This window comes from Actinokineospora sp. HUAS TT18 (assembly GCF_051364635.1).
In the GTDB taxonomy this organism is placed as follows: domain Bacteria; phylum Actinomycetota; class Actinomycetes; order Mycobacteriales; family Pseudonocardiaceae; genus Actinokineospora.
On sequence record NZ_CP195645.1, the window covers coordinates 1,817,370 to 1,842,681 of the forward strand.

Sequence of the window (25,312 nt, forward strand, 5' to 3'; positions counted from 1 at the left end):
GATTTGATCCAGGCGTGACGGCTACCGACGCGCGCCGGGCGGTGGAGGCGGTATGGCGGATCGAGTCCGCCCGCCTGATCGCCGGGCTGGCCAGGCTGGTCCGCGACGTCGGCCTGGCCGAGGAACTCGCCCAAGACGCCCTGGTCACCGCGCTGGAGAAGTGGCCGGAGACCGGGATCCCGCGCAACCCCGGCGCGTGGCTGATGACCGCGGCGAAGAACCGGGCGGTCGACCTGGCCCGGCGCGACCAGAACTACCGCCGCAAGCTCGAGCAGATCGGCCGCGACACCGAGCACGACCACGCGCCCGACGCGGGCGCCGGGGTCGGCGACATCGACGACGACCTGCTGCGCCTGGTGTTCACCGCCTGCCACCCCGTGCTGTCCACTGAGGCCCAGGTCGCGCTGACGCTGCGGATGCTCGGCGGGCTCACCACCGACGAGATCGCCCGGGCGTTCCTGGTCGCCGAGGCGACCATCGCCCAGCGGATCGTGCGGGCCAAGAAGACCCTCGCGAAGGCTGGTGTCCCGTTCGAGGTCCCCGCCGAGGACGAGCGCGACGCCCGCCTCGCGGCCGTGCTCGGCGTGATCTATCTGATCTTCAACGAGGGCTACTCGGCCACCGCGGGCCAGGACCTCATGCGGCCCGCGCTCTGCGCGGACGCGCTGCGTCTGGCCCGGGTCCTCGCGGGACTCATGCCGCGTGAGCCCGAGGTGCACGGACTGGTGGCCCTGCTGGAGATCCAGGCCTCGCGCGCCAAGTCACGCGTCGGCCCCGGCGGCGAGCCCGTGCTGCTGCTGGAGCAGGACCGTGCCCGCTGGGACCAACTGCTGATCCGGCGCGGGCTCGCCGCGCTGAAGAAGGCCGAGTCCCTCGGCGGCATGGGCCGCCCGTACACGCTCCAGGCGTCGATCGCCGCCTGCCATGCCAACGCCCGCACACCCGAGGACACCAACTGGCTGCGGATCGCGGGCCTCTACGAGGCGTTGGCGCTGGTCGCGCCGTCGCCGATCATCGAGCTCAACCACGCCGTCGCGATCGGCATGGCCTTCGGCCCGGCAGTCGGGCTGGAACTGCTCGACGAACTCCGCGACGAACCGACGCTGCGGGAGTATCACCTGCTCCCCAGCACCCGCGGCGACCTGCTGGCCAAACTCGGCCGCACCGAGGAGGCCCGCGCGGAGTTCGAACGCGCCGCCCAGCTCACCCGCAACGAACGGGAGCGCGCGCTGCTGCTCAGCCGGATCGCCGCGGACTAGGAGACAGCCAGCACTACCTTGCCGCGCGCCTGTCCACTCTGGACATAGTCGATCGCGGCCGCGGCGTCGCTGAGGGGGAAGGTGCGGTCGAGCACCGGCATGACCGTTCCCGCCTCGATCAGCTCCCGCAGCGCTTCGAGGTGGGCGACCCGCTCCACCGAGATCAGGCTGCGGAGGCTCTGCTTCACGAAGGGCGACACCAGCGCCACGCCGAGCACCCGGCCCATCATGCCGAGCACCTTCCCGCCGCCTTCGCCGCCGATTACGACCAGCGTGCCCTTCGGGGTGAGGGCGCCGCGGAGCCGGGACAGCGGCCGGTTGCCCGCGATGTCGAGGATCAGGTCGTACCGGACCGACCCGTCGACACAGTCCGACCGGGTGTAGTCGATCACGTGGTCGGCGCCGATCGACTTCACCAGGTCGACCTTGCCCGTGCTGCACACGCCGGTGACCTCGGCCCCGAGAACTTTGGCCAGCTGGACCGCGTAGGTGCCCACCCCGCCCGCCGCGCCGATGACCAGCACGTGGTGGCCGGGCTCGACCCGGTCACGCAGTCCTTGCAGCGCCGTCATTCCCGAGATCGGGACGGCGGCGGCCTGCTCGGGACGCAGGTTCGCCGGGATCGCGGCGAGCCGGTCCTCCCGTGCGCACACGTACTCGGCGAAGGTGCCCTCCGCGGTGCCGAACACCTCGTCGCCCGCCTTGAAGCGGGTCACGCCTGCGCCGACCGCCTCGACCGTCCCCGCGAGGTCCCGGCCGCGGACGGCCACCTTCGGCACGCGCAGCCCGTAGCCGACCAGCCGGACCGCGTAAGGCAGTCCCGTCATCAGGTGCCACACGCCCGGGTCGACGCCCGCCGCGTGCACCCGGACCAGCACCTCGCCCGCACCTGGTGTCGGGGTGTCGATGTCGGCGAACGAGAGGACGTCCGTCGAGCCGTATCTGTCCTGCGTTATCGCCTTCACGGCGCATCTCCATCCGGATACTGGAAAACGTCGTCGAGTGGCACTTTGAACACCCGCGCGATCTGGAACGCCATCTCCAGCGAAGGCGAATAGCGCCCCTGCTCGATGGCGATGATGGTCTGCCGGGTCACGCCGACCCGGTTGGCCAGGTCGGCCTGCGTCATCTCCCCGTGCGCGAACCGCAGCGCGCGGATGGAGTTGGTGACCTTTGTGGACTTCACCATGCCTGGAACCCCACCCGGTAGGCGGAGATCCTGGCCATCGACCCGAGCACACCGGACAGCGCGAACCCCAGGTACACCGCGTTGGCGATCCAGAAGTGGTCGGCCTCGACCATGGCCAGGATCAGCGCAGCGATGGCACCGATCACCACGAACGACTGGCCGACGTGGTCGCCGAACCGCTCGATCTCCCGGTCGCGCTGGTCGCGTTTGCTCGACTCCCCCGAGGCGATCGACACCACGATGTGCAGCACGATCGACGCCACGATCGCCGCGCCGATGGTCCACAGCATCGGCACCACATAGGGCACGTCGACCAGCGCCCCGTCGCGACTCAGGATGATCACCGCGTACACCGCGTACGCGACGATCGTCACCACGCCCATGATCCACGCGCGCTGCTCTTCAACCGCCACGCCGCACTCCTCTGTCAAACAAACCTGACATCAGCAAAGGTAAAGCAGCGCGGACACGATGTCAAAGTTTCTTAACCTCAACCGACCTCAGCCAGACGTCCAGCGACAGCGCGAAGTCGATCCCCGCCCGAGTGGCCTGGTCAGGTGTCCGGGACAGCCGACCGCGAAGCCGCGACGGGTCGAGCAGCGTCCAGACCGCGGCGTTGGGCGAGGCGAGGAGATCGCGGGCCTGCTCGCCGATCGCCTGGTCGTAGGCCGGGTCCTGCGTGACCGGATAGGGCGCCTTGACCCGGGAGGTGACGCTCGGCGGCAGCAGGTCGACGGTCGCCGCGCGGAGCAGGGACTTCTCCCGGCCGTCGAACGTGTGCAGCGACCACGGCGTGTTGAACGCGTACTCGACGAGCCGGTGGTCGCAGAACGGCACCCGGACCTCCAGCCCGACGGCCATGCTCAGCCGGTCCTTGCGGTCGAGCAGGTCGGGCAGCCACCGGGTGAAGTGCAGGTGGAAGACCTCGCGCATCCGCCGCTGCCGCCCTGCCTCACCGGGCAGCACCGGCACCTCGGCGAGCGCCTGGCGGTAGTGCGCGAAGCGGTGGTCGGCGATGGCGAGTTCGGCGGCCACGTCGGCGCGCAGCAGCGCCTGGTAAGTGCCGCTGCGGCCGGTGAGGTAGCGCCACGGGTAGTCCGCGGAGACCGGGTCGCGGAACCACGGGTAGCCGCCGAACACCTCGTCCGCGCTCTCCCCCGAGATCGCGACCGTCGAGTGCTCCCGGACGGCCTTGAACAGCAGGTACAGCGACGCGTCCATGTTCCCCGTCGCGGGCGCGTCGCGCGCGGCCACAACCGCCTCGCGCACGGTGGGATCGGTGAGCGCGGCCGAGTCGAGCACGATGTCGCGGTGGTCGAACCCGCAGTGCGCCACCATGTCCCGCACGAACGGCGCGTCCGGCGTGGCGCGCAGCCGGTCGGGGACGAACGGGGCCGCGAAGTCGACCGAGAAGGTCCGCAGCGGCAGCGCCCGGTGGCCCAGCGCGGCGAGGGCGCTGGAGTCGAGCCCGCCGGAGAGCAGCGCGCCGATCGGCACGTCGGCGCGCACGTGCCGGTCGGTGATGTCGGCCAGCAGGCCGCGCACGCGGTCGACGGTGCCGGGCAGGTCGTCGGCGTGCGGCCGGGCCGCCAATGTCCAATAGGGACGCTCGCGGACACCCCGGTGGTCGACCAGCACCAGACACCCCGGCGGGACCTCGCGGACACCGGTGAACAGGCTCCGGCCCGGCGTGCGGACCGAGGCGAAGAAGTCGCGCAGGCCGTCGGTGTCGACCGCCGGGGCGACCATCCCCGAGGCGAACAGCGCCTTGGGCTCGGAGGCGAACAGCACTCCCCCGCCGTGGCGCGCGTAGAACAGCGGTTTGACGCCCAACCGGTCGCGGACGAGCATGAGTCGCCGACGCGGCGCGTCCCACACGGCGAAGGCGAACATCCCGTTCAGGCGTTCGGGAGCGCGGCTGCCCCATTGCCCGCACGCGTGCAGCACGACCTCGGTGTCGGTGTCGGTGCGGAACTTGTGTCCGAGCCGCTCCAGTTCCAGGCGCAGCTCGGCGTGGTTGTAGACCTCTCCGGTGTAGGCGAGCACGATGACGGCTTCGTCCCGGTCGTCGGTGGTGAGCATCGGCTGTTGCCCATTGGCCGGGTCGAGCACGGCGAGCCTGCGGTGCCCGAGGCACGCGTCGGGCCCGGCCCACAGCCCCGCGTCGTCGGGCCCGCGCGCGGCGAGCGTGTCCGTCATCCGGCGAACGGTCGACGCCTCGACCGGCCGGGCAGGGTCGACCCAGCCAGCGATTCCACACACGATTCGACCTCCACGGCACTGGACTGCGCTCGACGCGCGGACAGCGACCAGCACGGCTACCCTGGCCGCACTCATGATCACATGGTGTGTCCGTCCACAGTGGTCAGCGAGCCGCCACGTTCGAGTGACACCAGTGAGGTCGTCATGTCCACATGCGAGCCGATCGCCATTGTCGGCATGGGAGCCCGGCTGCCCGGCGCCGCCGACTACCGCGCGCTCTGGGCCCTGCTCCGCGACGGCGTGGACGCGGTCGCGGCGGGGGCGTTCATCGACCCGGCGGCCGGGTTCGACCGCGACCTGTTCGGTGTCACCGAACGCGAGGACGCGATCATCGACCCGCAGCACCGCGTCCTGCTGACCACGACGTGGGACGCGCTGCTCGACGCGGGCTGCACCGCCGAGTCGCTCGCGGGCGAGGAGGTCGGCGTGTTCATGGGGCAGAGCACGGGCGAGCACTGGGACTCGCTGCGCGCGAACGCCAAAGTGGACATGTACGCGATCGCGGGCACCGCCGCGCGCAGCATGGCGTCTGGCCGGATCAGCAACGCGTGGGACCTGCGCGGCCCGTGCGCCACCGTCGACGCGGCCTGCTCATCCGGGACGCTGGCCGTGCACCTGGCCTGCCAGAGCCTGCGCACCGGCGAGTGCGACGTCGCGGTGGCGGGCGGGGTGAGCCTTGTGCTGGGTGTGGACCACACGCTCGGCTACGCCGCCGCGGGCCTGCTGTCGCCGACCGGCCGCTGCCGGTTCGGCGCCGAGGACGCCGACGGCTTCGTGCGCGCGGACGGCGCGGGAGCCGTGGTGCTCAAACGCCTTTCGACCGCTCTCGCCGACGCCGACATGATCCACGCGACGATCCTCGGCAGCGCGCAGGCCAGCAAGGGCCGAACCGCCAAGGCGATCATCGCCCCGTCAGTCGAGGGCTACCTCCAGGTCATCCACCGCGCGTGCGACTCGGCGGGCATCGCGCCGGAGCAGATCGGCTACGTCGAGGCCCACGGCAACGCCGCCCCACGGGGCGACACCATCGAACTCCAGGCGATCGGGCAGGCGATCGGCGTGGGCAGGCGGGAAGGGCGGCCGTGCCTTGTGGGCTCGGTCAAGTCCAACATCGGCCACCCGGAGGCCGCGGGTGGCGTCGCGGGCTTGATCAAGACCGCGCTGGCGCTCCACCACCGCACCCTGCCCGCCAGCCTGCACAGCGAGCAGCCGACGTCCTCTGTGGACTGGTCAGGTCTGGGCATCGCCCCGGTACCCGAGACCATCGCCTGGCCGTACCGGGGCACAGCGATCGCGGGTGTCAACACCTACGGCCTGTCCGGAACCTTCGTCCACCTCCTCGTCGGCGAACCCCCGGGCGAGCGGCACCGACACTGAGCGGGCCGCAGCTCGACGTCAGGTGGGGCTTCGGCGATGCTGTGTGCGTGGAGTACGTGTCCAGAGTGCCGCGACCGCCGCTGGACGGGCTGATCGACGACCTCTACTACCTGGAGGGCGCGCCGCCGTACGCCCGGCTGACGCTGCCGCCGATGCCCGCGGCGCTGCTCATCGTCAACCTCGGGCCGCCGTTCCGCATCCGCGCGGGCACCGACATCGAGACGACCGAGTACGCCGACGGCTGCGTGGTCACCATGCCCACCCGCGCGTTCGAGTTCGGCTACCCGCCCGGGACGCGGTCCGTCGGCGTGCACTTCAAGCCGTGGGGACCGGCGCCGTTCCTGCCGATGCCCGCGGCCGAGCTGTGTGACCGGCCGGTGACGATAGAGCAGGTCTGGGGCAGGCCCGCCATCGCCGAGCTGCGCGACCGGCTGGCCATGGCGGACGGACCGCACGAGATGCTGACGCTGCTCGAGGACGAGCTGATGCGGCGGCTGTCTGAGACCGCTGGCCTCGGGCTGGTCCGCCACACGAGCAACGTCATCGAGGCGGCGGGCGGGGCGGTGGCGATCGGCGACCTGAGCGTGGCCGCCGGGGTCAGCGGCACCCATCTGGCACAGCGGTTCAAGCAGCTCATCGGCGTCACGCCGAAGCGGCTGGCCCGCACCTACCGCTTCACCGCGACCGTGTTCGCGATCGACCCCGCCCGACCGGTCGACTGGAGCGAGCTCGCCGGTGGCGCGGGCTACTTCGACCAGGCCCACTTCGGCCACGAGTTCCGGGAGTTCACCGGGCTCACGCCGACCCGCTACGTCGAAGTCCGGCGGCGGTTCCTGCGCGAACATCCCGGCCACGCGCTGGACGGCTGGCCGCTGCCCGCCGATTGATTTCTTACAAGAGCGGCGGCTCCCGAAAGGTTAATTTGGGGACACCCAAAGCAGAGGAGAGTCCCGTGGGCAAGGTCGTCATGTACAGCTCGGTGTCGGTGGACGGCTTCGTCGCCGACGAGAACGACCAGCCCGGACCGCTGTTCGAGTGGTTGACCAGCGGCGACGTCCCGTTGGACGAGAGCGGCGTGGTGAAGGTGTCGCAAGTGTCCTACGACTACACCCGGGCGTACTGGGACCGGATCGGCGTGACGATCGCGGGCCGCCACGTCTTCGACCTGACGGACGGCTGGGATGGCAAACCGCCGGGCGGGATCGACCACGTGGTGGTCGTGACGCACCGGCCCGCGCCGGAGGGCTGGGACCCCGAGGCGCCGTTCCACTTCGTCGACGGCGTCGAGGCGGCCGTGGCCAAGGCGCAGGAGCTGGCGGGTGACCGCGTCGTCGAGATCGCCGCGGGCGACGTCGGCGGCCAGGCGCTTGCCGCGGGGCTAGTCGATGAGGTGCGAATGGACGTCGTCCCCGTGGTGTTCGGGTCCGGCAAGCGCTACTTCGGGTCGGTCGACGCGCAGCACCTGTTGGAGGGTCCTGACACGGTGATTCAGGGCAACCGGGTGCTTCACCTGCGCTATCAGGTGCGCCGCTGAACGGGCCGGGCGATCAGCGAGCGCCGGGCGCCAACGCTGAAGCGGGTGAGCCGAGCATGTTGCGCAGCCACAGCTCCACCCCCGCCACATGCACTGTCGCCCACGCGCGGGCGACCTCCGGCTGCCTGGCCTCGATCGCGTCGCAGATGGCGACGTGCTGTTCCCGGGTGCGCTGGACCGCGCCCTCCTGGGTGAGGCCGCGCCAGATGCGGGCGCGGGCCGTGGGGCCGGACATGCCGTCGATCAGCGAGCACAGGACCGGGTTGCCCGAGCCGGTGGCGATGCGGCGGTGGAATTCGAGGTCGTTGGCGACCAGTTCCTCGATGCTGGCGTCGGGGGCCAGTTCGGCGAGGACCGCGCGCAGGCCCGCGATGTCGATGTCGGACATCTCGGTGGCGGCCATGGCGGTGGCGGCGGGTTCGAGGATGCGGCGGACTTCCAGGAAGTGCAGCACCGAGGCGTCCTGGTGGAAGTCCACTACGAAGCCCAAGGCGTCGAGCAGCAGGTTGGGCTGCAGGCTGGTGACGTAGGTGCCGTCGCCCTGGCGGACGTCGAGCACGCGGATCAGCGACAGCGCCTTGACCGCCTCCCGCAGCGAGCTGCGCGACAGGCCGAGGCGTTCGGCGAGGTCGGCCTCGCGGGGCAGCTTGGAGCCGGGACCGAGCTCACCGCTGACGATCATGCCCTTGATCTTCTCGATCGCCTCGTCTGTTACCGGCATCTCGGTTGGCTCCCTCGCTGAACATCCGACGTTTGTCAGACTAGCTGGGACACGGAGTCTTGCCCAGGTAGGGCGTCGCGGGCGCGCCGCGCACCCCTGGCCTGCAGGTGTAGAGCAGGCCCGCGCCCGCCTCCAGGTCGGCGCCGCGAGCGGTGGTGATCACGAGGACATCCAGGTCCGGGCCGGCGAAAGCGCAGCTCGTGGGCCTGCTGGCGGGCACGGGGACGATCGCGCTCAGCGTGCCGTCCGGGGCGTAGCGGCGGACCTGTGCGCCGTCCCACAGTGCCACCCAGATGCCGCCCTCGGCGTCGACGGCCAGCCCGTCGGGGTCGCCGCAGCCGGGTTCGAACGCGACCAGGGGCCTGCCGTTGGCCAGCTCGCCGGTCGCCAGGTCGTAGTCGTGGACCTCCAGGGTCCGCGCGGCGCTGTCGACGTAGTACATCCGGGTGCCGTCAGGGCTCCAGCCGAGACCGTTGGAGATGCCGACACCCGTGCGTACGGGGACGACGCTGCCGTCGAGGTCGAAGCGGTAGAGCGCGCCGAGGCCGGGCAGCGACGCGTGCATGGTGCCCGCCCACAGCCTGCCGACGGGGTCGCACTTGGCGTCGTTGAACCGCACGCCCACCGGGCCGTCGAACACGGCCCCGAGCGGGGTGTCGTAGCCGTCGCGGCGCAGGTGGGTGACCGAGGAACCGGTCATGGCCAGCCAGCCCGCGCCGCCCGGCAGCGGGACGGCCGCGCCGAGGGTGCCGTCGACCGACAGGCTCAGATAGTGGCGGGGTTCGCCGTCGACCCAGCGGGCCACGTGCAGCCGACCCGCGGTGATGTCGACCCAGGACAGCTCCCCGCCGCTCCAGAGCGGCCCCTCACCGAGATAGCACGGCGGTCCGCCAACGCAGTTGGCCAACGCGGTGCTCAGGACATCGGTCATGGCAGGGGTCCTTCCGGTCGCGTCTGTCGTCAGGTCGAGTTCGGCACGGCAGAGGACGCCGTGCCAACCGCCTGCGTGCTGAACACGTCAATGGGCACCGGACACCGCCAGTGCGGCGCGGTCGGCCAGGCCGTCGAGGTCGCGGCCGAGCAGCGGTGACCCGATGCCGACGGCGAGCGCGCCCGCGGCGAGGTAGGCGGGCACGTCGGCCAGGCCGACCCCGCCGACGGCGACCAGCGGGATGTCCGGGAACGGCCCGCGCAGGGCGGCCAGGTAGTCCGGGCCGCCCATGGCCGAGGCCGGGAAGACCTTCACCGCCGTGGCACCCGCGAGCCACGCGGTGTCGACCTCGGTGGGGGTGAGCGCGCCGACGAGGATCCCGATGCCGAGCGCGTCCGCCGCGGCGATGGCACCCGCGGCGACGGTGGGGCTGACCAGGAACCCGGCACCCGCGGCGACGGCGTCCTTGGCCTGCGCGGCGCTGAGGACGGTGCCCGCGCCGAGCACGAGGCCGGGGTGGGTGGTGCGGATGTCGGTGATGACGTCGAGAGCGTTCTCGCTGGTCAGCGACACTTCCAGGACGTCGACCCCGGCCTTGGCGAGCACGCCTGCCGAGGCGACCAGCCGCGCCGGGTCGTCACCGCGCAGGATCGCCATGACCCGGGCTTCGGCCAAGACCGAGATGAGCAGATCCGGGGTCATGGTCCCGCCTTTCGGATGGCCGGGCCACGGCGTCGCCAATGCCCCTGGCGGCGCCGCGGCCCGGCGGGTCAGTGACCGCCGAGGCGGAGGCCGGTCGCCTTGTCGAACAGGTGGACCTGCTCGGTCAGCGGGGTCAGGCACAGCTTCTCGCCCGGGCGGTGCCGGGACATGCCGCCGGTGCGCACGGTGACCGGCTGCTGCTTGCCGCCGATGTCGGCGCTGCAGTACAGGAAGCCGTCGCTGCCCAGTTCCTCGACGACGTCGATCGTCGCCGCGATCCCCGTGCCCGGCGCGGTGATCCGCCAGCTCTCCGGGCGCACGCCGATGACCAGGTCGGGCGAGGTGAGCCCGGTGAGGTCGGCGCGGTCGAGGCGGGTGGACCACGAGCCGAGGCGGACGGTGTCGCCCTGTGCCTGGGCGTCGAGCAGGTTCATGGCGGGCGAGCCGATGAACCCGGCGACGAACAGGTTGACCGGCCGGGAGAACAGGTTCACCGGCGTGTCGCACTGCTGCAGCTCGCCGTCCTTGAGCACCGCGACCCGGTCGCCCATGGTCATGGCCTCGGTCTGGTCGTGCGTCACGTAGAGCGTGGTGACGCCGAGGCGGCGCTGCAGCGACGCGATCTGGGTGCGGGTCTGCACGCGCAGCTTGGCGTCCAAGTTGGACAGTGGCTCGTCCATCAGGAAGACCTGCGGGCGGCGCACGATCGCCCGGCCCATCGCGACGCGCTGGCGCTGGCCGCCGGAGAGCTTGGCGGGCTTGCGGTCCAGGTACTGCTCCAGGTCAAGCAGCTTCGCCGCTTCCTTGATGCGCCTGTCCCGGTCGTCCTTGCCCACCTTGGTGATCTTCAGGTGGAAGCCGATGTTCTCCGCCACCGTCATGTGCGGGTAGAGCGCGTAGCTCTGGAACACCATCGCGATGTCCCTGTCCTTCGGCGGCAGGCTGGTGACCTCGCGGTCACCGATCCAGATCCCGCCGTCGTCGACGGGCTCCAGGCCCGCGAGCATGCGCAGGGTGGTCGACTTGCCGCAGCCGGACGGGCCGACGAGGACCAGGAACTCGCCCTCCTCGATCTTCAGGTCGAGCTGATCGAGCGCGGGTCGAGCCACGCCGGGATAGCGGCGGGTGACTCCGCGGTACGACACACCGGCCATGGGCCACTCCAAACACCAGGGGATGCACGAATGTGCAAATTCTCAGCTTGTTTCACGCATAAGTCAACACTTGGCGAACATCTTACGCGCAGATTTTGTGTAGTCTGAGCCCAGTCCATCCGACCCCTTAGGACACCCATGAGCGACTCCCCCAGGTTCACCGTCGGCGACCAGGACTTCCTGCTCGACGGCGAGCCGCTCCGCCTGGTTTCCGGTGCGCTGCATTACTTCCGGGTGCATCCCGACCAGTGGGAACACCGGCTGGCCGCGGCGCGGGCGATGGGCCTGAACACGGTCGAGACCTACCTGCCGTGGAACCTGCACGAGCCGGAACCGGGTCGGTACGACTTCAGCGGCGGCCTCGACGTCGAGCGGTTCGTCCAGCTGGCCGCCGACGCCGGGCTGTACGTCCTGCTGCGTCCCGGCCCGTACATCTGCGCGGAGTTCGAACTGGGTGGACTCCCCTGGTGGCTGCTGCGCGACCCGGACATGCGGCTGCGCAGCTCCTACCAGCCCTTCCTGGACGCGGTGGACGTCTGGTTCGACGAGGTCGTCCCCCGCCTGCTGCCCACCCTGATCACCCAGGGCGGCCCGACCATCATGGTCCAGGTCGAGAACGAGTTCGGCTCCTACGGTGCCGACCCCGGCTACCTGAACCACCTCGCCGAGGGCCTGCGCACCCGCGGCGTCGACGTCCCGCTGTTCACCTCCGACGGCCCGGAAGAGCACATGCTCACCAACGGCCTCGTCCCGGACGTCCTCGCCACGGTCAACTTCGGCTCCCGCGCCCCCGAGGCCTTCGCGGCCCTCCGCCGCCACCGCCCCACCGGCCCCCTCATGTGCATGGAGTTCTGGTGCGGCTGGTTCGACCACTGGGGCGAACTCCACCACGTCCGCGACGCCGACGACGCCGCGGCCACCCTCGACGACATCCTCGGCGCGGGCGGATCGGTCAACTTCTACATGTGGCACGGCGGCACCAACTTCGGCTACCTGAGCGGCGCCAACCACGGCACGGGCTACGAACCCACCATCACCTCATACGACTACGACGCCCCGCTGAACGAGTGGGGCGCCGCCACCCCGAAGTTCCACGCCTTCCGCGACGTCATCGCCAAGCACCTCGGCACACCGCTGACCGAGGAGCCACCCGCGGTACACCTGGCCGAGTTCGGCCCCGTGCGACTCACCGACAAGGCTCCGGTCCTGGGCAACCTCGTGTCGGTCGGCAAGTACGAGACGGCGCCGACGGTCGAGGAGGCCGGAATCGGCTACGGCTTCGCCGTCTACCGCACAGCTCTGCCCGAGGGCACCACCACACTGCGCGTCCCGATCGTGAACGACCGCGCCCAGATCTTCGTGGACGGCGTCGAGATCGGCGTTCTGGAGCGCTACGGCGCCGACGAGATCGCTGTTCCAGCGGGCCAGGTGCTGGAGATCCTGCTGGAGAACCAGGGGCGAGTGAACTACGGCCCCCACCTGCACGACCGCAAGGGCCTCCTGGCAGGCGTCCTGGCGAACGGCGTCCGCCTTGCCGACTGGGAAGTCCTGCGCCTGGCAGACCTGCCCGAGATCGAATTCGGCACCACAGCGGAAGGCCCGATCTATCGTCGCGGGGTGCTGGAGATCGATGAGCCCGCCGACACGTTCCTGGACCTGCCCGGCTTCACCAAGGGCTTCGCCTGGGTCAACGGCTTCAACCTGGGCAGGTTCTGGGACCGCGGCCCGCAGACCAGGCTGTATGTCCCCAAGCCTGTCCTCACGGCCGGGCGCAACGAGATCGTGGTCCTGGACCTGCACCCGGGCACAGCCGACACCGTCGAGTTCGTCGCCGAACCGGCTCTGGGCGAAGTGGACGTCTTCCGGGGCTCGCTGGGCTGAGGGCATGAAGAAGGGAGCCGTTCCGCTGCCTGGCGCGGATCGGCTCCCTTCTTCCTTCTTCCTTCTTACTTGACCGCGCCCGCGGTCAGCCCCGAGCGCCAGAAGCGCTGCAACATGATGAACGCGATGATCAACGGCACCACGGACACAGCGGCACCAGTCACCGTCAACCCATAGTTCGATGTGGTCCGCAGACTGTCCCAATAGGTCAACCCGACAGTCACCGGCCACAGCGAGTCATCCTGCAACATCACCATGGGCAGCAGCAGGTTGTTCCAAATCTCCACCAACTGGAACAAGAACACGGTGACCAACGCAGGCGACATCACCCGCAACGACACCGTGAAGAAGATCCGCGTGTCGGAGGCCCCATCGATGCGCCCGGCTTCGATCAGCTCATCCGGTACGGACGCGGCCGCGTAGACGCGGCACAGGTATACCCCGAACGGGCTGACGATGCTGGGCAGGAACACCGCCCAGAACGTGTTCGTGATGTCCAACTTCGCGAACATCAGATACAGCGGCAGCGCGAGCATCACCTTCGGCACCAACACCGCCGCGATGATCACCCCGAACACAGTCTCCTTGCCCCGGAACTGATACTTCGCCAGCACGTACCCGGCAGCGGCCGAGATCACCGTCGAGACCGCCGCACCAACCCCCGCATACAGAACCGTGTTCCCCACCCACGTGAGAAACGCTCCATCATCAGCGGCGAACAGCTTCGACAGGTTCTCCCACAGATGGAAGTCCGCGAACCAGAACCCGTTGGTGGAGAACAACTGTCCCGTGTTCTTCGTCGAAGACACCAACAGCCACCACAGCGGCAGCAAGAAATAGACACTGAGAACGAACAGGAAGGCAGTACCAAGGATTTGCCCCTTGGTGAACCCCCGGCCCGCCCGAGTCGGCGCGGTCATAGGTTTCCCTTCCGGCGAGCGAAGCGAAGAATCACGAACGACAGAGCGAACGTCGCCAACGCCAACACCACAGACACCGCGGCGGCGAAGTTGTAGTCGCTGTTCTCCAACCCGGCGGTCTGCGCCAGCATCAACGGCGTGTACTTGGAATCAATCGCGGGCGCGATGTGCTTGACGATGGCGGGCTCGTTGTACAGCTGCAGCGTCCCGATCACGGACATGACCGCCGTCAACGTGATCGCCGGCCGCACCAGCGGAAGCTTGATCCGCCACGCGATCTGCCACCCCGACGCACCATCGATCTTGGCGGCCTCGTAGATGTCGGTAGGCAGCGCCTGCAACGCCGAGTAGATGATCAACATGTTGTAGCCGGTCCACGCCCAGGTGACGATGTTGGCCAGCGACCACAGCACCGTCCCATCAGCGGTGAAGTCGATCGACAACCCCACCAACGCGAACAGCTTCTGATACGGACTCGACCCCGGCGCGTACAGGAACGACCACAACAGCGCCGAAACCACCACCGGCAACGCGAACGGGACGAAATACGCGACCCGGAAGAAATTCGGGAACCGCACCACAGCCGAGTCCAGCAGCAACGCCAACACGGTCGCCAGCCCCAGCATCACCGGAACCTGCACCGCCCCGAACAACAGCACCCGACCCACCGAGGTCAGGAACGAGTCGTCGGCGAACACGCGGGCGTAGTTGTCCAACCCGGCGAACACCGTCTCCGACGGGCCCAAACCGAGACCGGACCGCTTGACGGTGTAGAGGCTCTCCACGATCGAATACGCGATCGGCGCCAGATACATCGCCACGAACAACACGCCGAACGGGATCAGGAAACTGAGAATGAAGCCGCGGTGGGAGACCTGCTTGCGGCGCTTGGGCGCGGGTGCCGGTCGCGCGGCGGCCGCCTGGCCCGGCGGAGCGACAGTGTGCACAGTGGACCTTCCGGGAGGGAGCTCGGGCGGGGTGAACCCCGTGGCGGCCGAATGCGCACGGCCGCCACGGGGTTCAGGGCGGTCAGGAGACCGACAGGCCCTTCTGCTTGATGGCCTCGACGGTCTTGCCCTGGACCGTCTTCAGCGCCTCCGGCAGGGTGCCGCCGCCGGTGACAACCTTGCCTGCCGCGTCGCCGAAGTCAGTGGACACCTGGGTCATGGTCGGACCCCAGCGCCACGAGGTGTCGGTGTTGTTGGCCGCTTCCTTGAACGCCGCGCCCAGGTTCTCGTTGGAGAAGTACTCCGAGGGCTTGTTCAGCTCCGGCAGGTCCAGCAGCGACTTCGCCGCCGGGTACAGGCCCGCCTTCTCGATCAGGATCTTGTACGCCGCCGGGTCGGTGCTCATCCACGACGCGAACGCCCACGCCTGCTTCGGGTCCTTGCAGCCCTTCAGCACCGCCGTCGCCGAGCCACCCGCGTTGCCCGCCTTCTTGCCACCGGCGGTCCACTGCGGCATCGGGGCCACGCCCCACTTGCCCTTGCCGTCAGGCGCGTTGTCCTTGATCAGCGCCGAGGCCCAGGACGCACCCACGTACGAGGCGACCTTGCCGGAGTTGACGTCGGCGTTCCACTCCTTGTCGAAGCCCGGCTCCGGCTTGACCAGCTTGTCGGCCAGCAGCTTCTGCCAGTACTCGGCCACCTTCGTGGTCTCCGAGTCACCCAGGCCGACCTTCCAGCTCTGGCCCTCCGTGCCGAACCACTTGGCACCGTTCTGCCACGCGAAGCCCGCGAAGGTGTAGAGGTCGGCGGAGTCGAACGAGGAGATGAAGTAGGTCGGGTCGGCCGCCTTGAGCTTGCGGGCCGCGGCCTCGTACTCGTCCCAGGTGGTCGGCACGCCGAGGCCGAACTTCTCGAACACGTCCTTGCGGTAGTACAGCACCATCGGCGCGGTGTCGACGGGCGCGGCGAAGACCTGGCCGCCGACGCTGACCTGGTTCCAGGTCCACTCGACGAACTTGCTCGCGTCGCCGTTGGCCTCCTTGGCCACGTCGGCCAGCGCGCCCTCGACGACGAAGGTCGGCAGCGTCTCCAGGCCCACCTGGGCCAGGCAGGGCGCCGAGCCGCCCTTCACCGCGTTCAGCATCTGCTGGTAGCCGCCCTTGGAGCCGGACGGGGTCTTGTTGAACTTGACCTTGATGTCGGTGTGGGTGGAGTTGAACAGGTCAGCCGCCTCCTGGTAGCCCGGCGCCCAGCCCCAGAACTCCACGGTGACGGGTCCGGAACTGGAGGGCGACCCGTTGGAACCGGAGTCGGTCGAGCCGCCGCAGGCGCTGACGCCGAGGGCGACCGAGGCCGCGGCGGCCAGGGCCGCGAGCCGCTTGGGCATGTCTGGGAACACGGGTACCTCCGAGCGAGTGGACCTTCGTCCGCACGAACGTGATTGGATTTGGTTGATTCTGAGCGTTCTTGCGCATCCCGTCAACACTTTGTTGCAAAGTAGCCCGGTGATCGTGCGCGAAGTTGCTCGATTACGTACGGTTTGGCGCACAAGAACACACATTGTGTCTTGACGTGAGCAAACCGGCGACCAACACTGACCGAACTATCGCTCCCCCCTGCAGGAGGTTGTTCGGATGCGTGGCCGCGTACCGCTCCTTGTGTCTGTCTTAGCCGGTTCATTGACCGTCCCCATCCTCTCCGCCACCCCGGCCGCCGCCGGGACGCCGGTAGCCATCACCTCGCCTGCCCTCTCCGTGAGCGTCGACCAGGACTTCCCCCGGGTCATCAGCTACACCGACCGCGCGAGCGGCAATGTGTTGCACGGCAACGAGGACACCCTCACCGACATCCGCGTCAACGGCACCACCTACACCCCGACCGTCACCTCGACGGTCGCCGCCGACAAGGTCGACTACCGCCTCACCTTCTCCGGGGTGACCATCGACGCCCGGCTCTCGGTGAGCGGGTCGAACGTCGAGTTCGCCGTGACGTCCATCAGCGACACCGCATCGCTGCGGGTGTCCACCTTCGCCATCCCCGGCCACAACCTTGTCTCGGTGCGCAGCGACCAGACCGGCGCCGCGCTGGCGACCGCGAAGATGAACACCAACACCACCGGGACGGGTGACACCTTCACCGCGGTCACCGCCACGACCGCCGCCGACACCTCGCCCACAGGGGTGATGTTCGCGGTGGCCAACACCGCGCAGCTCGGCGCGGCGATCGTGTCGAACTCCTACTACGACAGCCCGTCCGGCGGCACCGCCGACGAGAACGGGCGCGTGCAGAAGCAGGTCGTCGCCAAGTCCGGCTACCGGCGCGCGGGCCTGTGGAGCGGCGACTGGCTGTACCGGCCATCCGGCGCCCCGCTGACCCAGACCGAGCCGCTGCCGTACGCGAAGGTCGCCATCACCAAGGACCGCAACGCCGACAGCGTGGTCGACTGGCAGGACGCCGCGGTGGCCCACCGCGACATCTGGACCCCGCCGACCGGCTGGCAGGACACCGCCGACCGGGTCGTGCAGCGGATCCCGTTCAACTTCGCCTCGCTGGCCACGCACCCGTTCACCCAGACCCTCGACGAGACCAAGCGGGTCAACCTGGCCACCGACGGCCTCGGCCAGTTCGTGCTGCTCAAGGGCTACGGCTCCGAAGGCCACGACTCGGCGCACATGGACTACGGGTTCGTGGGCGAGCGGATGGGCGGTGACGCGGACTTCCGGCTGCTCACCGACGCGGCCGAGGCGTGGAACGCCGACATGGGCGTGCACGTCAACGCGCAGGAGGAGTACCCGGTCTCCCGGACGTTCGACCCCGCGCGGCACACCGGCGCGCTCGGCTGGGACTGGCTCGACCAGTCCTATGTGGTCAACCACCGGCTCGACGGCCAGTCCGGCCAGCGCGTGGCCCGGATGACCGAACTCAAGAACAAGGCGCCCAACCTGGACTTCTTCTATGTCGACGTCTGGTACGGCGACGGCTACGTCTCGCGCAGGCTCGCCCGCGAGATCAACGGCCTCGGCCTGCAGATCGCCACCGAGTTCCCCGACAAGATGATCGACAACGCGCTGTGGGCGCACTGGTCGGCCGACGTCAACTACGGCGGCACGAACTACAAGGGCGTCAACTCCCAGCTCGCGCGGTTCATCGGCAACCACACCCGCGACGACTGGATCGTGCGGCACCCGCTGCTGGGCGGCGCCGAGATCGAGGCGTACGAGGGCTGGCAGGGCAAGAAGGACTTCACCAGGTTCCTGCAGACCACCTTCGGGGTGAACCTGCCGACCAAGTACCTGCAGTCCTCACCGATCGTGAAGTGGACCAGCGACACCGTCACCCTGGCCAACGGGGCGAAGGTGACCAACGCGGGCGGCACCAGGGTCATCACCGAGGGCGGCCGTGAGGTGCTGCGCGGCGGGGCGTACCTGCTGCCGCGCGACGGCAAGCTGTACCACTGGAACAGCGCGGGCGGGAACACCACGTGGACCCTGCCTGCAGGCTGGTCCTCCCCCAAGCTGTACCGGCTCACCGACACCGGCCGCGTCCTGGTCGGCGACCTGACCGTCACCAGTGGCCAGGTCACGGTCAACGCTTCCGCGAACACCGCCTACGTCGTCTACAACGGCGCCGCGCCCACCCAGGCCACGCCGAACTGGGGCCAGGGCACGCCGCTGAAGGACCCCGGCTTCTACGCGGGCGACCTCAGCGCGTGGACCGTGTCCGGGACCGGCGCCGCCGTCGCCCGCAACGCCAACGGCCAGAACGAGCTCACGATCGCGGCCAACTCGGCGCCGACGGTGTCGCAGCAGCTCACCGGCCTGAGCCAGGGCACGTACTCGGCGTCGGTGTGGGTGACCACGCCGTCCGGGCGCAAGGCCACCCTCGCGGTCACGCCGACCGGCGGGACCGCGGCGTCGGTGTACGCCGACTGGTCCGGGGTCACCCAGGCCGCGGGCGGCAGCGAGAAGAACGGCTCCACCATGCAGCGCATGAAGGTGCTGTTCGACGTCCCCGCCGGGCAGACCACCGCCACCCTGGCGCTGTCCGCGGCGACCGGCTCCGGCACTGTGGTCTTCGACGATGTCCGGGTGGTCCGCTCCGCGCGCACCCCGCTGAACGGGCACTACTTCACCGAGGACTTCGAGAACGTCGACGCGGGCTGGGGCCCGTTCGTGGTCGGCGGCGGATCGCAGACCGACCCGCGCACCCACCTCGCCCAGCGCAACGCCCCGTACACCCAGGCCGGGTGGAACGGGAAGCTCGTCGACGACGTGATCACCGGCGGCAACTCGCTCAAGTCGCACGAGGAGCGGCAGCGGCTGATCTACCAGACGGTGCCGCAGACGCTGCGGTTCACCGAGGGCCGCCAGTACAAGGTGACGCTGAACTACCAGGCGGGCTTCGGCAACGAGTACGCCTTCGTCACCGGCTCCGGCGCCTCGGAGACCAGCACGACCAACTTCGCCCAGGCCCGCACCACGACGTCGTTCACCAAGACGTTCACCGCGGGGCCGAACGCGTGGATCGGTGTGCGGAAGCTGACCGCTGAGGGCTCGAACAACGAGGCCGACCTGATCGTGGACGACCTCGTGGTCGACGACCTCGGCGCGGGCACCGGCGGTGACCCGCGGGTGCCGCAGTCGGGCATGACGGTCATCTACGTCGACTCGCAGGAGACCTCCGGCGAGAACGGCGCGGCCGCCAACGTCCTCGACGGCAACGCAGGCACGATCTGGCACACCGCGTGGTCGGCCGGGAACGCCCCGTACCCGCACGAGATCCAGCTCGACCTCGGCGCGACGTACAACGTGTCCTCTGTGTACTACCTGCCCCGCCAGTCGCAGACCAACGGCCGCATCGCCAACTACGAGGTCTACACCTCGACCGACGGCACCTCGTGGGGCACGGCGGCGGCGACGGGCACGTTCCAGAACGCCACCACCGAGCAGACCGTCGCGATCACCCCACGCCAGGCCAGGTATGTCCGGCTCCGGGCGCTGTCGGAGGTCAACGGCAACCCGTGGGCGTCGGCCGCCGAGCTGAACGTGGGCTACAAGGCCGCCACCCGGATCGCGCAGTCGGGCATCACGGTGGAGTCGGTCGACAGCGAGGACACGGCGAGCGGGGGCAACGCGACCAACGTCCTGGACGGCAATCCGGCCACGCTGTGGCACACCGCGTGGTCGCAGGTCGACCCGGACACCCCGTACCCGCACGAGATCGTCCTCGACCTCGCCCGCGCGTACTCGGTGTCGTGCCTGCACTATCTGCCCCGCCAGACGGGCGTGAACGGCAAGATCGGGAACTACGAGGTGTACGTGTCGGCTGACGGCACCACGTGGGGCACCGCCGTGAAGACGGACACCTTCACCAGCGCGACGAGCGAGCAGGACGCGTGCTTCACCGCCAAGTCCGGTCGCTATGTGCGGCTGAAGGCGACCTCGGAGCTGGCTGGTGGCCCGTGGGCCGCCGCGGCCGAACTGAACGTCACCGGCAGCTAGCCACCGCACACCACGGGACCGGAACGCGTCGCGTTCCGGTCCCGTGGTCATCGCCGAGCCGAGTGGGACCGGGGGTCAGTAGCCACCGGCGATCCGGATTCCCTGGCTGCCCAGGAACGTGAGCACTTCGGGAAGCTTGCGCTGGCGGAATCCGCCTGCCCCGGAGCCGATGTCGACCTTCTCCGCCTTAACCGCGCCCGCCAGCCTGCTCGCCGTCGCGTCCGGTTCGCCCGACCAGATGCCGACCGCGACCTGGCTGATCTGGTCGAGCTGCCGGAACGGGTCCGCCGCCTTCCATGCCTCGTCGGTGGCCACACCGCCGCCGGCGCGCGCGCCCGCGAAGTCGTCGAACAGCGTCGGGTCCAGCAGGGCGGTCACCGCCACTCCCGGCTGGGTGACGTAGTTGAGCGCGCCGTAGGCCCCGGTGCCGATGCCGAGCGAGCCGAACACCGTCGTGGCCAGGCCCTGCCTGGTAAGCCACGCCGGGATCTCCTCGCGCAGCATCCGCCCGGGGTCGTCGGCGCCCGCCTTGGTCCAGCTGGACGTGCCGCCGTCGAGCGCGACCAGGGCGAAGGGCTTGCCGCCCGCGCGGACCATCTCGGTCAGCGCCCCGGTGATCCCCATTCCGGCGAACGCGTCGGCGTCCTCACCCTGGCCGTGCATCGCCAGGCACACCGGCAGCGCGGCGGTGCCCGCGTTCTCCGGGCGGTAGATCACCATGCGCACGTCCTTGCCGCGGGCGTACGACAGCGCCCGGACCACGGTCACGGGTTCGCCGGACTGGGCCAGGACGGCGGGATCGGTGGTGACGGGCGGGGCGCTGGTCGGCGTCGCCGAGTCCTGGCAGCCCGCGGCGGCGAGCAGGCCGAGGCCGCCGACGAGAAGTCCTCTGCGGGACACAGTTCTCACGTGCGTGTTCCTTCTTCGGTGTGGGCGCTAGCAGGCAAGCACGGAGGTGCGGAACTGTTCGATCAGCGCCTGGGTCTTGGCCTTGCGCTCGGCGTCGTAGCTGTCCACGTTGGCCTTGGTGATGACGAACGAGCCGGAGTCGATGATCTGGCCGCGCCACTTGTTCTTGCACTCGCCGACCACGAGCTGGGTCAGCGCCCACGACCCGACGTAGGCCTGGCCGACCGGGTTCTGCGCGACCGTCGCGGCGACCGAGCCGCCGCGGATGCCGTCGAGGATCACCTTGTCGTCGTCGATCGCGACGATCTTGATCGGCAGCTTGGCCGCGGCGACGCCGTTGGCGGCGGCGAGGGCCGGGATGTAGCCGGTGGTGACGATGCCGCTGATCTTGCGGCCCTGGCTCGCGAGCAGATCGGTGACGGCCTTGTCGGCGGAGGCCTGGTCCTTGTCGATGTCGGTCACCGTGGTCAGCAGGGTGACCTTGCCGTTGGTCTCGTCGACGGCGTGCCGCACGCCCGCCATGCGCCGCTCGGTGTTGGTGTCGACGCGGTTGCCGGTGAGGTGCACCAGCGCGCCTTCCCCGCCGATGGCGTCGATCGCGGCCCTGGCCGCCTTGTACGCGGCGACCTCGACGTCGGTCGCGAGGCAGAAGTCGGCCTTGTTCACCGTGTCCGCCGGGCAGGACCCGAGCGAGGCGACCACCAGGCCGGTCGACTTCATGTTGGAGAACGTCGCGTTGATGTCCACCGAGGACACCCCGAACACGCCGAAGGCCGTGTAGCCCTGAGCGGTGTAGGTGTTGATCGTGCGGTTCTGCGTGGCCTGGTCCCAGCCGCTGGACTCGTCGTAGGTCACCTCGCCGATCCCGAACGCGGCCTTGGCCTCGGCACCACCGGTCCGCCACAGCTGGAAATACGGGTGCGCGCCACCCGGGACCAGCGCCACCTTGACCTCGTGCGCGCGGGACGCCGCGTTCTCAAGATCAATTGGCTGTTCCTCAGCCGAACACGCCGAGATCAAGGTGAGCACCGCCGCGCCCAAAGCCGCGGCTACTCGTCTTCCACGCACGTTCGCACCCACCACTACCAGCAGTTATCCGATGTATTGACCGCATGCCGAACAGATGCGGGCAGTATGTGGCTGAAAGTGTGGAATGGATCCGATGTTTACGCAAGTGTTAACAGTGAAAGTTAGCGATAAACCCTACGAGCCGAGAACCCGTCGGAATCGGACCGTCACTCTGCGATGAGCACGACGAGCGTGCGGGGGCCGTGCACGCCCTCGACCCGGTTCAGCTCGATGTCGCTCGTGGCCGACGGGCCGCTGATCCAGGTCAGCGGCCGGTTCTGGTCGAGCCGGGCGATCGCCTCCGGCACGGTGCCGACGATCTGGCCCACCCGGACGACGCACAGGTGGTAATCCGGGACCAGGGTGATCGCGCGCCTGCCCTGGTGGATGCCCGCGTCGAGCACGATGGTGCCGGTCTCGGCGATGCCGACCGCGCAGCCGGTCACCACGCCGTCCATGGTGTCCAGTTCGGACACCGACAGCGGACTGTCCACGATGGCGCCCGGCACCCAGCCCGCTGGCAGGTCCAGCGGCGCCACCACCCGCCGCACCCCCGCGGCGGCGAGTTCGGCGGCGATGGCGGCGGGCAGGGTGTCGGCGGGGATGCGGACGACCTTGGCCCGGTAGTCGTCGACCCGCTCGGCGAACAGCTCGACCAGATCGACCCCGGGCAGGCTGGTCTCGTACTCGCGGGAGACCTCGACCGTCCCCGCTGGGAGATCGGACAGAGCCTTGCGAACCCGGCCAAGGATCTCTTCGCGGGCACTCATGACTCTCCCCGGTTTCGCTTCCACCACAGCCGGAACGACTCGCGCGGCGGTGCCTGCAGGTCGCGTGCGTCGGTCCACCCGGACAACGGACCGGGCAGCCTGCGGATACGCCCGCGCCTGCTGACCAGCTTCGCGCCGACCGCGCCGAGCCGCTGGGCGAGCGCCAGCCTGCCGGACTTGGCGAACACCCAACCCGCGGCCTTCATGGCCATCCGCTCGGCTGACGGCTTGCCGCGTTTGGCGTCGACCGCCTTGGCCCGCAGATGCACCAGCGCCTGCGGAATGTCGATCATGACGGGGCACGCCTCGTAGCAGGCACCGCACAGCGTCGAGGCGAATGGCAGCGTCGGCGAGACCGCGTCGGCGGTGATGCCGCGCAGCTGCGGGGTGAGGATCGCGCCGATGGGGCCGGGGTAGACCGAGCCGTAGGCGTGGCCGCCGGTGCGCTCGTAGACCGGGCAGACGTTCAGGCACGCCGAGCAGCGGATGCAGCGCAGCGCCTGCCTGCCGATGTCGTCGGCGAGCGCGTCGGTGCGGCCGTTGTCGAGCAGCACGAGGTGGAAGCGCTGCGGGCCGTCCCCGGGGGTGACCCCGCGCCACGTCGAGGTGTACGGGTTCATCCGCTCGCCGGTCGACGAACGCGGGAGCAGTTGCAGCATGACCTCGAGGTCGCGCCAGGTCGGCACGATCTTCTCGATGCCGACCACGCTGATGAGCACCTCGGGCAGGGTCAGGCACATCCGCCCGTTGCCCTCGGACTCCACGACCACCAGCGCGCCGGACTCGGCCACGGCGAAGTTCGCCCCGGACACCGCGACCTTGGCGGTGAGGAACTTGCGCCGCAGGTGCTCGCGGGCGGCCCCGGCGAGGGCGGCGGGGTCGTCGGTGAGGTCGGCGGCCACGTCGGGCATCTCGTTGAGGAAGATCTCGCGGATCTGCGCGCGGTTCTTGTGGATGGCCGGGACCAGGATGTGCGACGGCCTGTCGTGTCCCAGTTGGACGATCAGCTCGGCGAGGTCGGTCTCCAGCGCGGTGATCCCGGCGGCTTCGAGCGCCTCGTTGAGGCCGATCTCCTGGGTGGCCATGGACTTGACCTTGACGACCTCGTCGGCGCCCTCGGCGCGCACCAGGTCGAGCACGATCTGGTTGGCCTCGTCGGCGTCGCGCGCCCAGTGGACGACACCTCCGGCGGCGGTGACGTTGCGCTCCAGCTCGACGAGGTAGGTGTCGAGGTCGCGCAGCGTGCGGTCTTTGATCTCTTTGCCCGCCCGGCGCAGTTGCTCCCAGTCCGCGCGCTCACCGACCACGGCGGCGCGCTTGCCGCGGATGGTGGCGGTCGCGTCCCGGAGGTTGACCCGGAGCTGGCTGTCGCGCACAGCTTCCCGCGCGGCCGTGGGAAACGGCGGCATCCCCAACCAAGTGCCACTCACGCCGCCTCCTGCGCGAGGATCTCGGCGAGGTGCATGACCCGCACCCCGCTGCGCGCGCGGGAGAGCAGCCCGCCGACGTGCATCAGGCACGAGTTGTCGGCCGCGGTCAGCACCTCGGCGCCGGTGCTGAGCACCCGGCTCACCTTGTCGGCCCCCATCGCCACGGAGACATCGGAGTTCTTCAGCGCGAACGTGCCGCCGAAACCGCAGCACTCGGTGGCGGCGGGCAGGTCGACCAGCCGCAGCCCGCGCACCGCGCGCAGCAGGGTCAGCGGCCGTTCGCCGAGGCCCAGCATGCGCAGGCCGTGGCAGGTCGGGTGGTAGGTGACCTTGTGCGGGAAGGACGCGCCGACGTCGGTCACCTTGGCCACGTCGACCAGGAACTCGGTGAACTCGTAGACCTTGGGCACGGTCCGCGCCACCGCGGCGGCCAAGCCGGGGTCACCACCCACCTCGGCGACCCGCCCGTAGAACTCCCGCACCATGGCCACACACGACGCCGACGGCGCCACGACGACGTCGACGTTCTCGAACCGCTCCACGAACCCGCGCGCGAGCGGCACGCATTCGCGCTGGTAGCCGGTATTGAAGTGCATCTGGCCGCAGCAGGTCTGCGCGGCGGGGAAGACAACCTTGTACCCGAGGCGCTCCAGTACCTTCACCACCGACTTGCCGGTGTCCGGGAACATCGTGTCGTTGAAGCACGTGATGAACAGCCCGACGGTCGGCATCACGGCCTCCTAATTCAACCCGCCCG

General features: G+C 69.7%; 22 protein-coding genes. 6 read left to right on the forward strand and 16 right to left on the reverse strand.

All coding sequences use genetic code 11. The features are described from left to right. The first annotated feature begins 14 nt into the window (after nt 1-14). Entirely contained in the window at nt 15-1,259 is a 1,245-nt protein-coding gene (locus tag ACSHT8_RS07970; RefSeq protein WP_436499204.1) for an RNA polymerase sigma factor, read from the forward strand. Here the strand turns inward: ACSHT8_RS07970 and ACSHT8_RS07975 are convergent. From ACSHT8_RS07975 to asnB, 4 genes are all read right to left on the reverse strand, one after another. Continuing rightward, the gene (locus tag ACSHT8_RS07975) at nt 1,256-2,224 is read right to left on the reverse strand and encodes an NAD(P)-dependent alcohol dehydrogenase (RefSeq protein ID WP_436499206.1); all 969 of its coding nucleotides are present in this window, start codon (nt 2,222-2,224) and stop codon (nt 1,256-1,258) included. The genes ACSHT8_RS07970 and ACSHT8_RS07975 overlap by 4 nt on opposite strands. Then, on the reverse strand, nt 2,221-2,448 hold the full coding sequence (locus ACSHT8_RS07980) for a helix-turn-helix transcriptional regulator (RefSeq protein WP_436499208.1): 228 nt from the start codon (nt 2,446-2,448) through the stop codon (nt 2,221-2,223). The genes ACSHT8_RS07975 and ACSHT8_RS07980 overlap by 4 nt, the downstream gene beginning before the upstream one ends. Next, nucleotides 2,442-2,861 (reverse strand): hypothetical protein, encoded by a 420-nt coding sequence (locus ACSHT8_RS07985; RefSeq protein ID WP_436499210.1) that lies wholly within the window; start codon nt 2,859-2,861, stop codon nt 2,442-2,444. Before ACSHT8_RS07985 ends, ACSHT8_RS07980 begins: the two co-directional genes overlap by 7 nt. 61 nt (nt 2,862-2,922) lie before the next feature. Then, entirely contained in the window at nt 2,923-4,710 is a 1,788-nt protein-coding gene (gene asnB / locus ACSHT8_RS07990) for an asparagine synthase (glutamine-hydrolyzing) (RefSeq protein ID WP_436499212.1), read from the reverse strand. 144 nt (nt 4,711-4,854) lie between these two features. Between asnB and ACSHT8_RS07995 the strand changes: the two genes are divergently transcribed. The 3 genes from ACSHT8_RS07995 (at nt 4,855) to ACSHT8_RS08005 (ending at nt 7,621) form a co-directional block, all read left to right on the forward strand. Beyond that, on the forward strand, nt 4,855-6,087 hold the full coding sequence (locus ACSHT8_RS07995; RefSeq protein WP_436499214.1) for a polyketide synthase: 1,233 nt from the start codon (nt 4,855-4,857) through the stop codon (nt 6,085-6,087). Nucleotides 6,088-6,152: 65 nt separating this feature from the next. Next, nucleotides 6,153-6,974: a helix-turn-helix domain-containing protein gene (locus ACSHT8_RS08000; RefSeq protein WP_436502013.1), complete on the forward strand. Its 822-nt coding sequence runs from the start codon at nt 6,153-6,155 to the stop codon at nt 6,972-6,974. Between the two features lie 65 nt (nt 6,975-7,039). After that, complete coding sequence (locus ACSHT8_RS08005; protein WP_436499216.1) at nt 7,040-7,621, forward strand: dihydrofolate reductase family protein; 582 nt, start codon at nt 7,040-7,042, stop codon at nt 7,619-7,621. A 13-nt stretch (nt 7,622-7,634) separates the two neighbouring features. Here ACSHT8_RS08005 and ACSHT8_RS08010 read toward each other — a convergent pair whose 3' ends face one another. From ACSHT8_RS08010 to ACSHT8_RS08025, 4 genes are all read right to left on the reverse strand, one after another. Continuing rightward, nucleotides 7,635-8,342, reverse strand: coding sequence for a FadR/GntR family transcriptional regulator (locus ACSHT8_RS08010; protein WP_436499218.1), 708 nt, complete (start codon nt 8,340-8,342; stop codon nt 7,635-7,637). 40 nt (nt 8,343-8,382) lie between these two features. Then, nucleotides 8,383-9,273 carry an SMP-30/gluconolactonase/LRE family protein gene (locus ACSHT8_RS08015; RefSeq protein ID WP_436499220.1) on the reverse strand — a complete coding sequence of 297 codons (891 nt, stop codon included), beginning with the start codon at nt 9,271-9,273 and terminating at the stop codon, nt 8,383-8,385. Between the two features lie 87 nt (nt 9,274-9,360). Then, complete coding sequence (locus tag ACSHT8_RS08020; RefSeq protein ID WP_436499222.1) at nt 9,361-9,975, reverse strand: bifunctional 4-hydroxy-2-oxoglutarate aldolase/2-dehydro-3-deoxy-phosphogluconate aldolase; 615 nt, start codon at nt 9,973-9,975, stop codon at nt 9,361-9,363. A 68-nt stretch (nt 9,976-10,043) separates the two neighbouring features. Further along, nucleotides 10,044-11,129: an ABC transporter ATP-binding protein gene (locus ACSHT8_RS08025; protein ID WP_436499224.1), complete on the reverse strand. Its 1,086-nt coding sequence runs from the start codon at nt 11,127-11,129 to the stop codon at nt 10,044-10,046. Nucleotides 11,130-11,267: 138 nt separating this feature from the next. Here ACSHT8_RS08025 and ACSHT8_RS08030 point away from each other — a divergent pair, with 138 nt between their 5' ends. After that, on the forward strand, nt 11,268-13,010 hold the full coding sequence (locus ACSHT8_RS08030) for a glycoside hydrolase family 35 protein (RefSeq protein WP_436499226.1): 1,743 nt from the start codon (nt 11,268-11,270) through the stop codon (nt 13,008-13,010). Nucleotides 13,011-13,075: 65 nt separating this feature from the next. Here the strand turns inward: ACSHT8_RS08030 and ACSHT8_RS08035 are convergent, their stop codons facing one another. The 3 genes from ACSHT8_RS08035 to ACSHT8_RS08045 form a co-directional block, all read right to left on the reverse strand. Further along, nucleotides 13,076-13,930, reverse strand: coding sequence for a carbohydrate ABC transporter permease (locus ACSHT8_RS08035; RefSeq protein ID WP_436499228.1), 855 nt, complete (start codon nt 13,928-13,930; stop codon nt 13,076-13,078). Next, a complete protein-coding gene (locus tag ACSHT8_RS08040; protein ID WP_436499230.1) occupies nt 13,927-14,877 on the reverse strand; it encodes a carbohydrate ABC transporter permease in 951 nt (316 codons plus the stop codon). The genes ACSHT8_RS08035 and ACSHT8_RS08040 overlap by 4 nt, the downstream gene beginning before the upstream one ends. Before the next feature lie 82 nt (nt 14,878-14,959). Beyond that, nucleotides 14,960-16,276 carry an ABC transporter substrate-binding protein gene (locus tag ACSHT8_RS08045; RefSeq protein ID WP_436499232.1) on the reverse strand — a complete coding sequence of 439 codons (1,317 nt, stop codon included), beginning with the start codon at nt 16,274-16,276 and terminating at the stop codon, nt 14,960-14,962. A gap of 280 nt (nt 16,277-16,556) precedes the next feature. Between ACSHT8_RS08045 and ACSHT8_RS08050 the strand changes: the two genes are divergently transcribed. Continuing rightward, nucleotides 16,557-20,378 carry an endo-alpha-N-acetylgalactosaminidase family protein gene (locus ACSHT8_RS08050; RefSeq protein ID WP_436499234.1) on the forward strand — a complete coding sequence of 1,274 codons (3,822 nt, stop codon included), beginning with the start codon at nt 16,557-16,559 and terminating at the stop codon, nt 20,376-20,378. A 75-nt stretch (nt 20,379-20,453) separates the two neighbouring features. On the opposite strand, the gene ACSHT8_RS08055 is transcribed toward ACSHT8_RS08050, so the two are convergent. From ACSHT8_RS08055 to ACSHT8_RS08075, 5 genes are all read right to left on the reverse strand, one after another. Next, nucleotides 20,454-21,287 carry an alpha/beta hydrolase gene (locus ACSHT8_RS08055; RefSeq protein WP_436499236.1) on the reverse strand — a complete coding sequence of 278 codons (834 nt, stop codon included), beginning with the start codon at nt 21,285-21,287 and terminating at the stop codon, nt 20,454-20,456. A 27-nt stretch (nt 21,288-21,314) separates the two neighbouring features. Continuing rightward, on the reverse strand, nt 21,315-22,355 hold the full coding sequence (locus ACSHT8_RS08060) for a sugar ABC transporter substrate-binding protein (protein WP_436499238.1): 1,041 nt from the start codon (nt 22,353-22,355) through the stop codon (nt 21,315-21,317). Nucleotides 22,356-22,522: 167 nt separating this feature from the next. Next, nucleotides 22,523-23,125, reverse strand: a complete 603-nt coding sequence (locus tag ACSHT8_RS08065; protein WP_436499240.1) for a LutC/YkgG family protein — start codon at nt 23,123-23,125, stop codon at nt 22,523-22,525. After that, nucleotides 23,122-24,534, reverse strand: a complete 1,413-nt coding sequence (locus ACSHT8_RS08070; RefSeq protein ID WP_436502014.1) for a LutB/LldF family L-lactate oxidation iron-sulfur protein — start codon at nt 24,532-24,534, stop codon at nt 23,122-23,124. The genes ACSHT8_RS08065 and ACSHT8_RS08070 overlap by 4 nt, the downstream gene beginning before the upstream one ends. Nucleotides 24,535-24,551: 17 nt before the next feature. After that, nucleotides 24,552-25,286: a (Fe-S)-binding protein gene (locus tag ACSHT8_RS08075; protein ID WP_436499241.1), complete on the reverse strand. Its 735-nt coding sequence runs from the start codon at nt 25,284-25,286 to the stop codon at nt 24,552-24,554. Nucleotides 25,287-25,312: the final 26 nt, after the last annotated feature.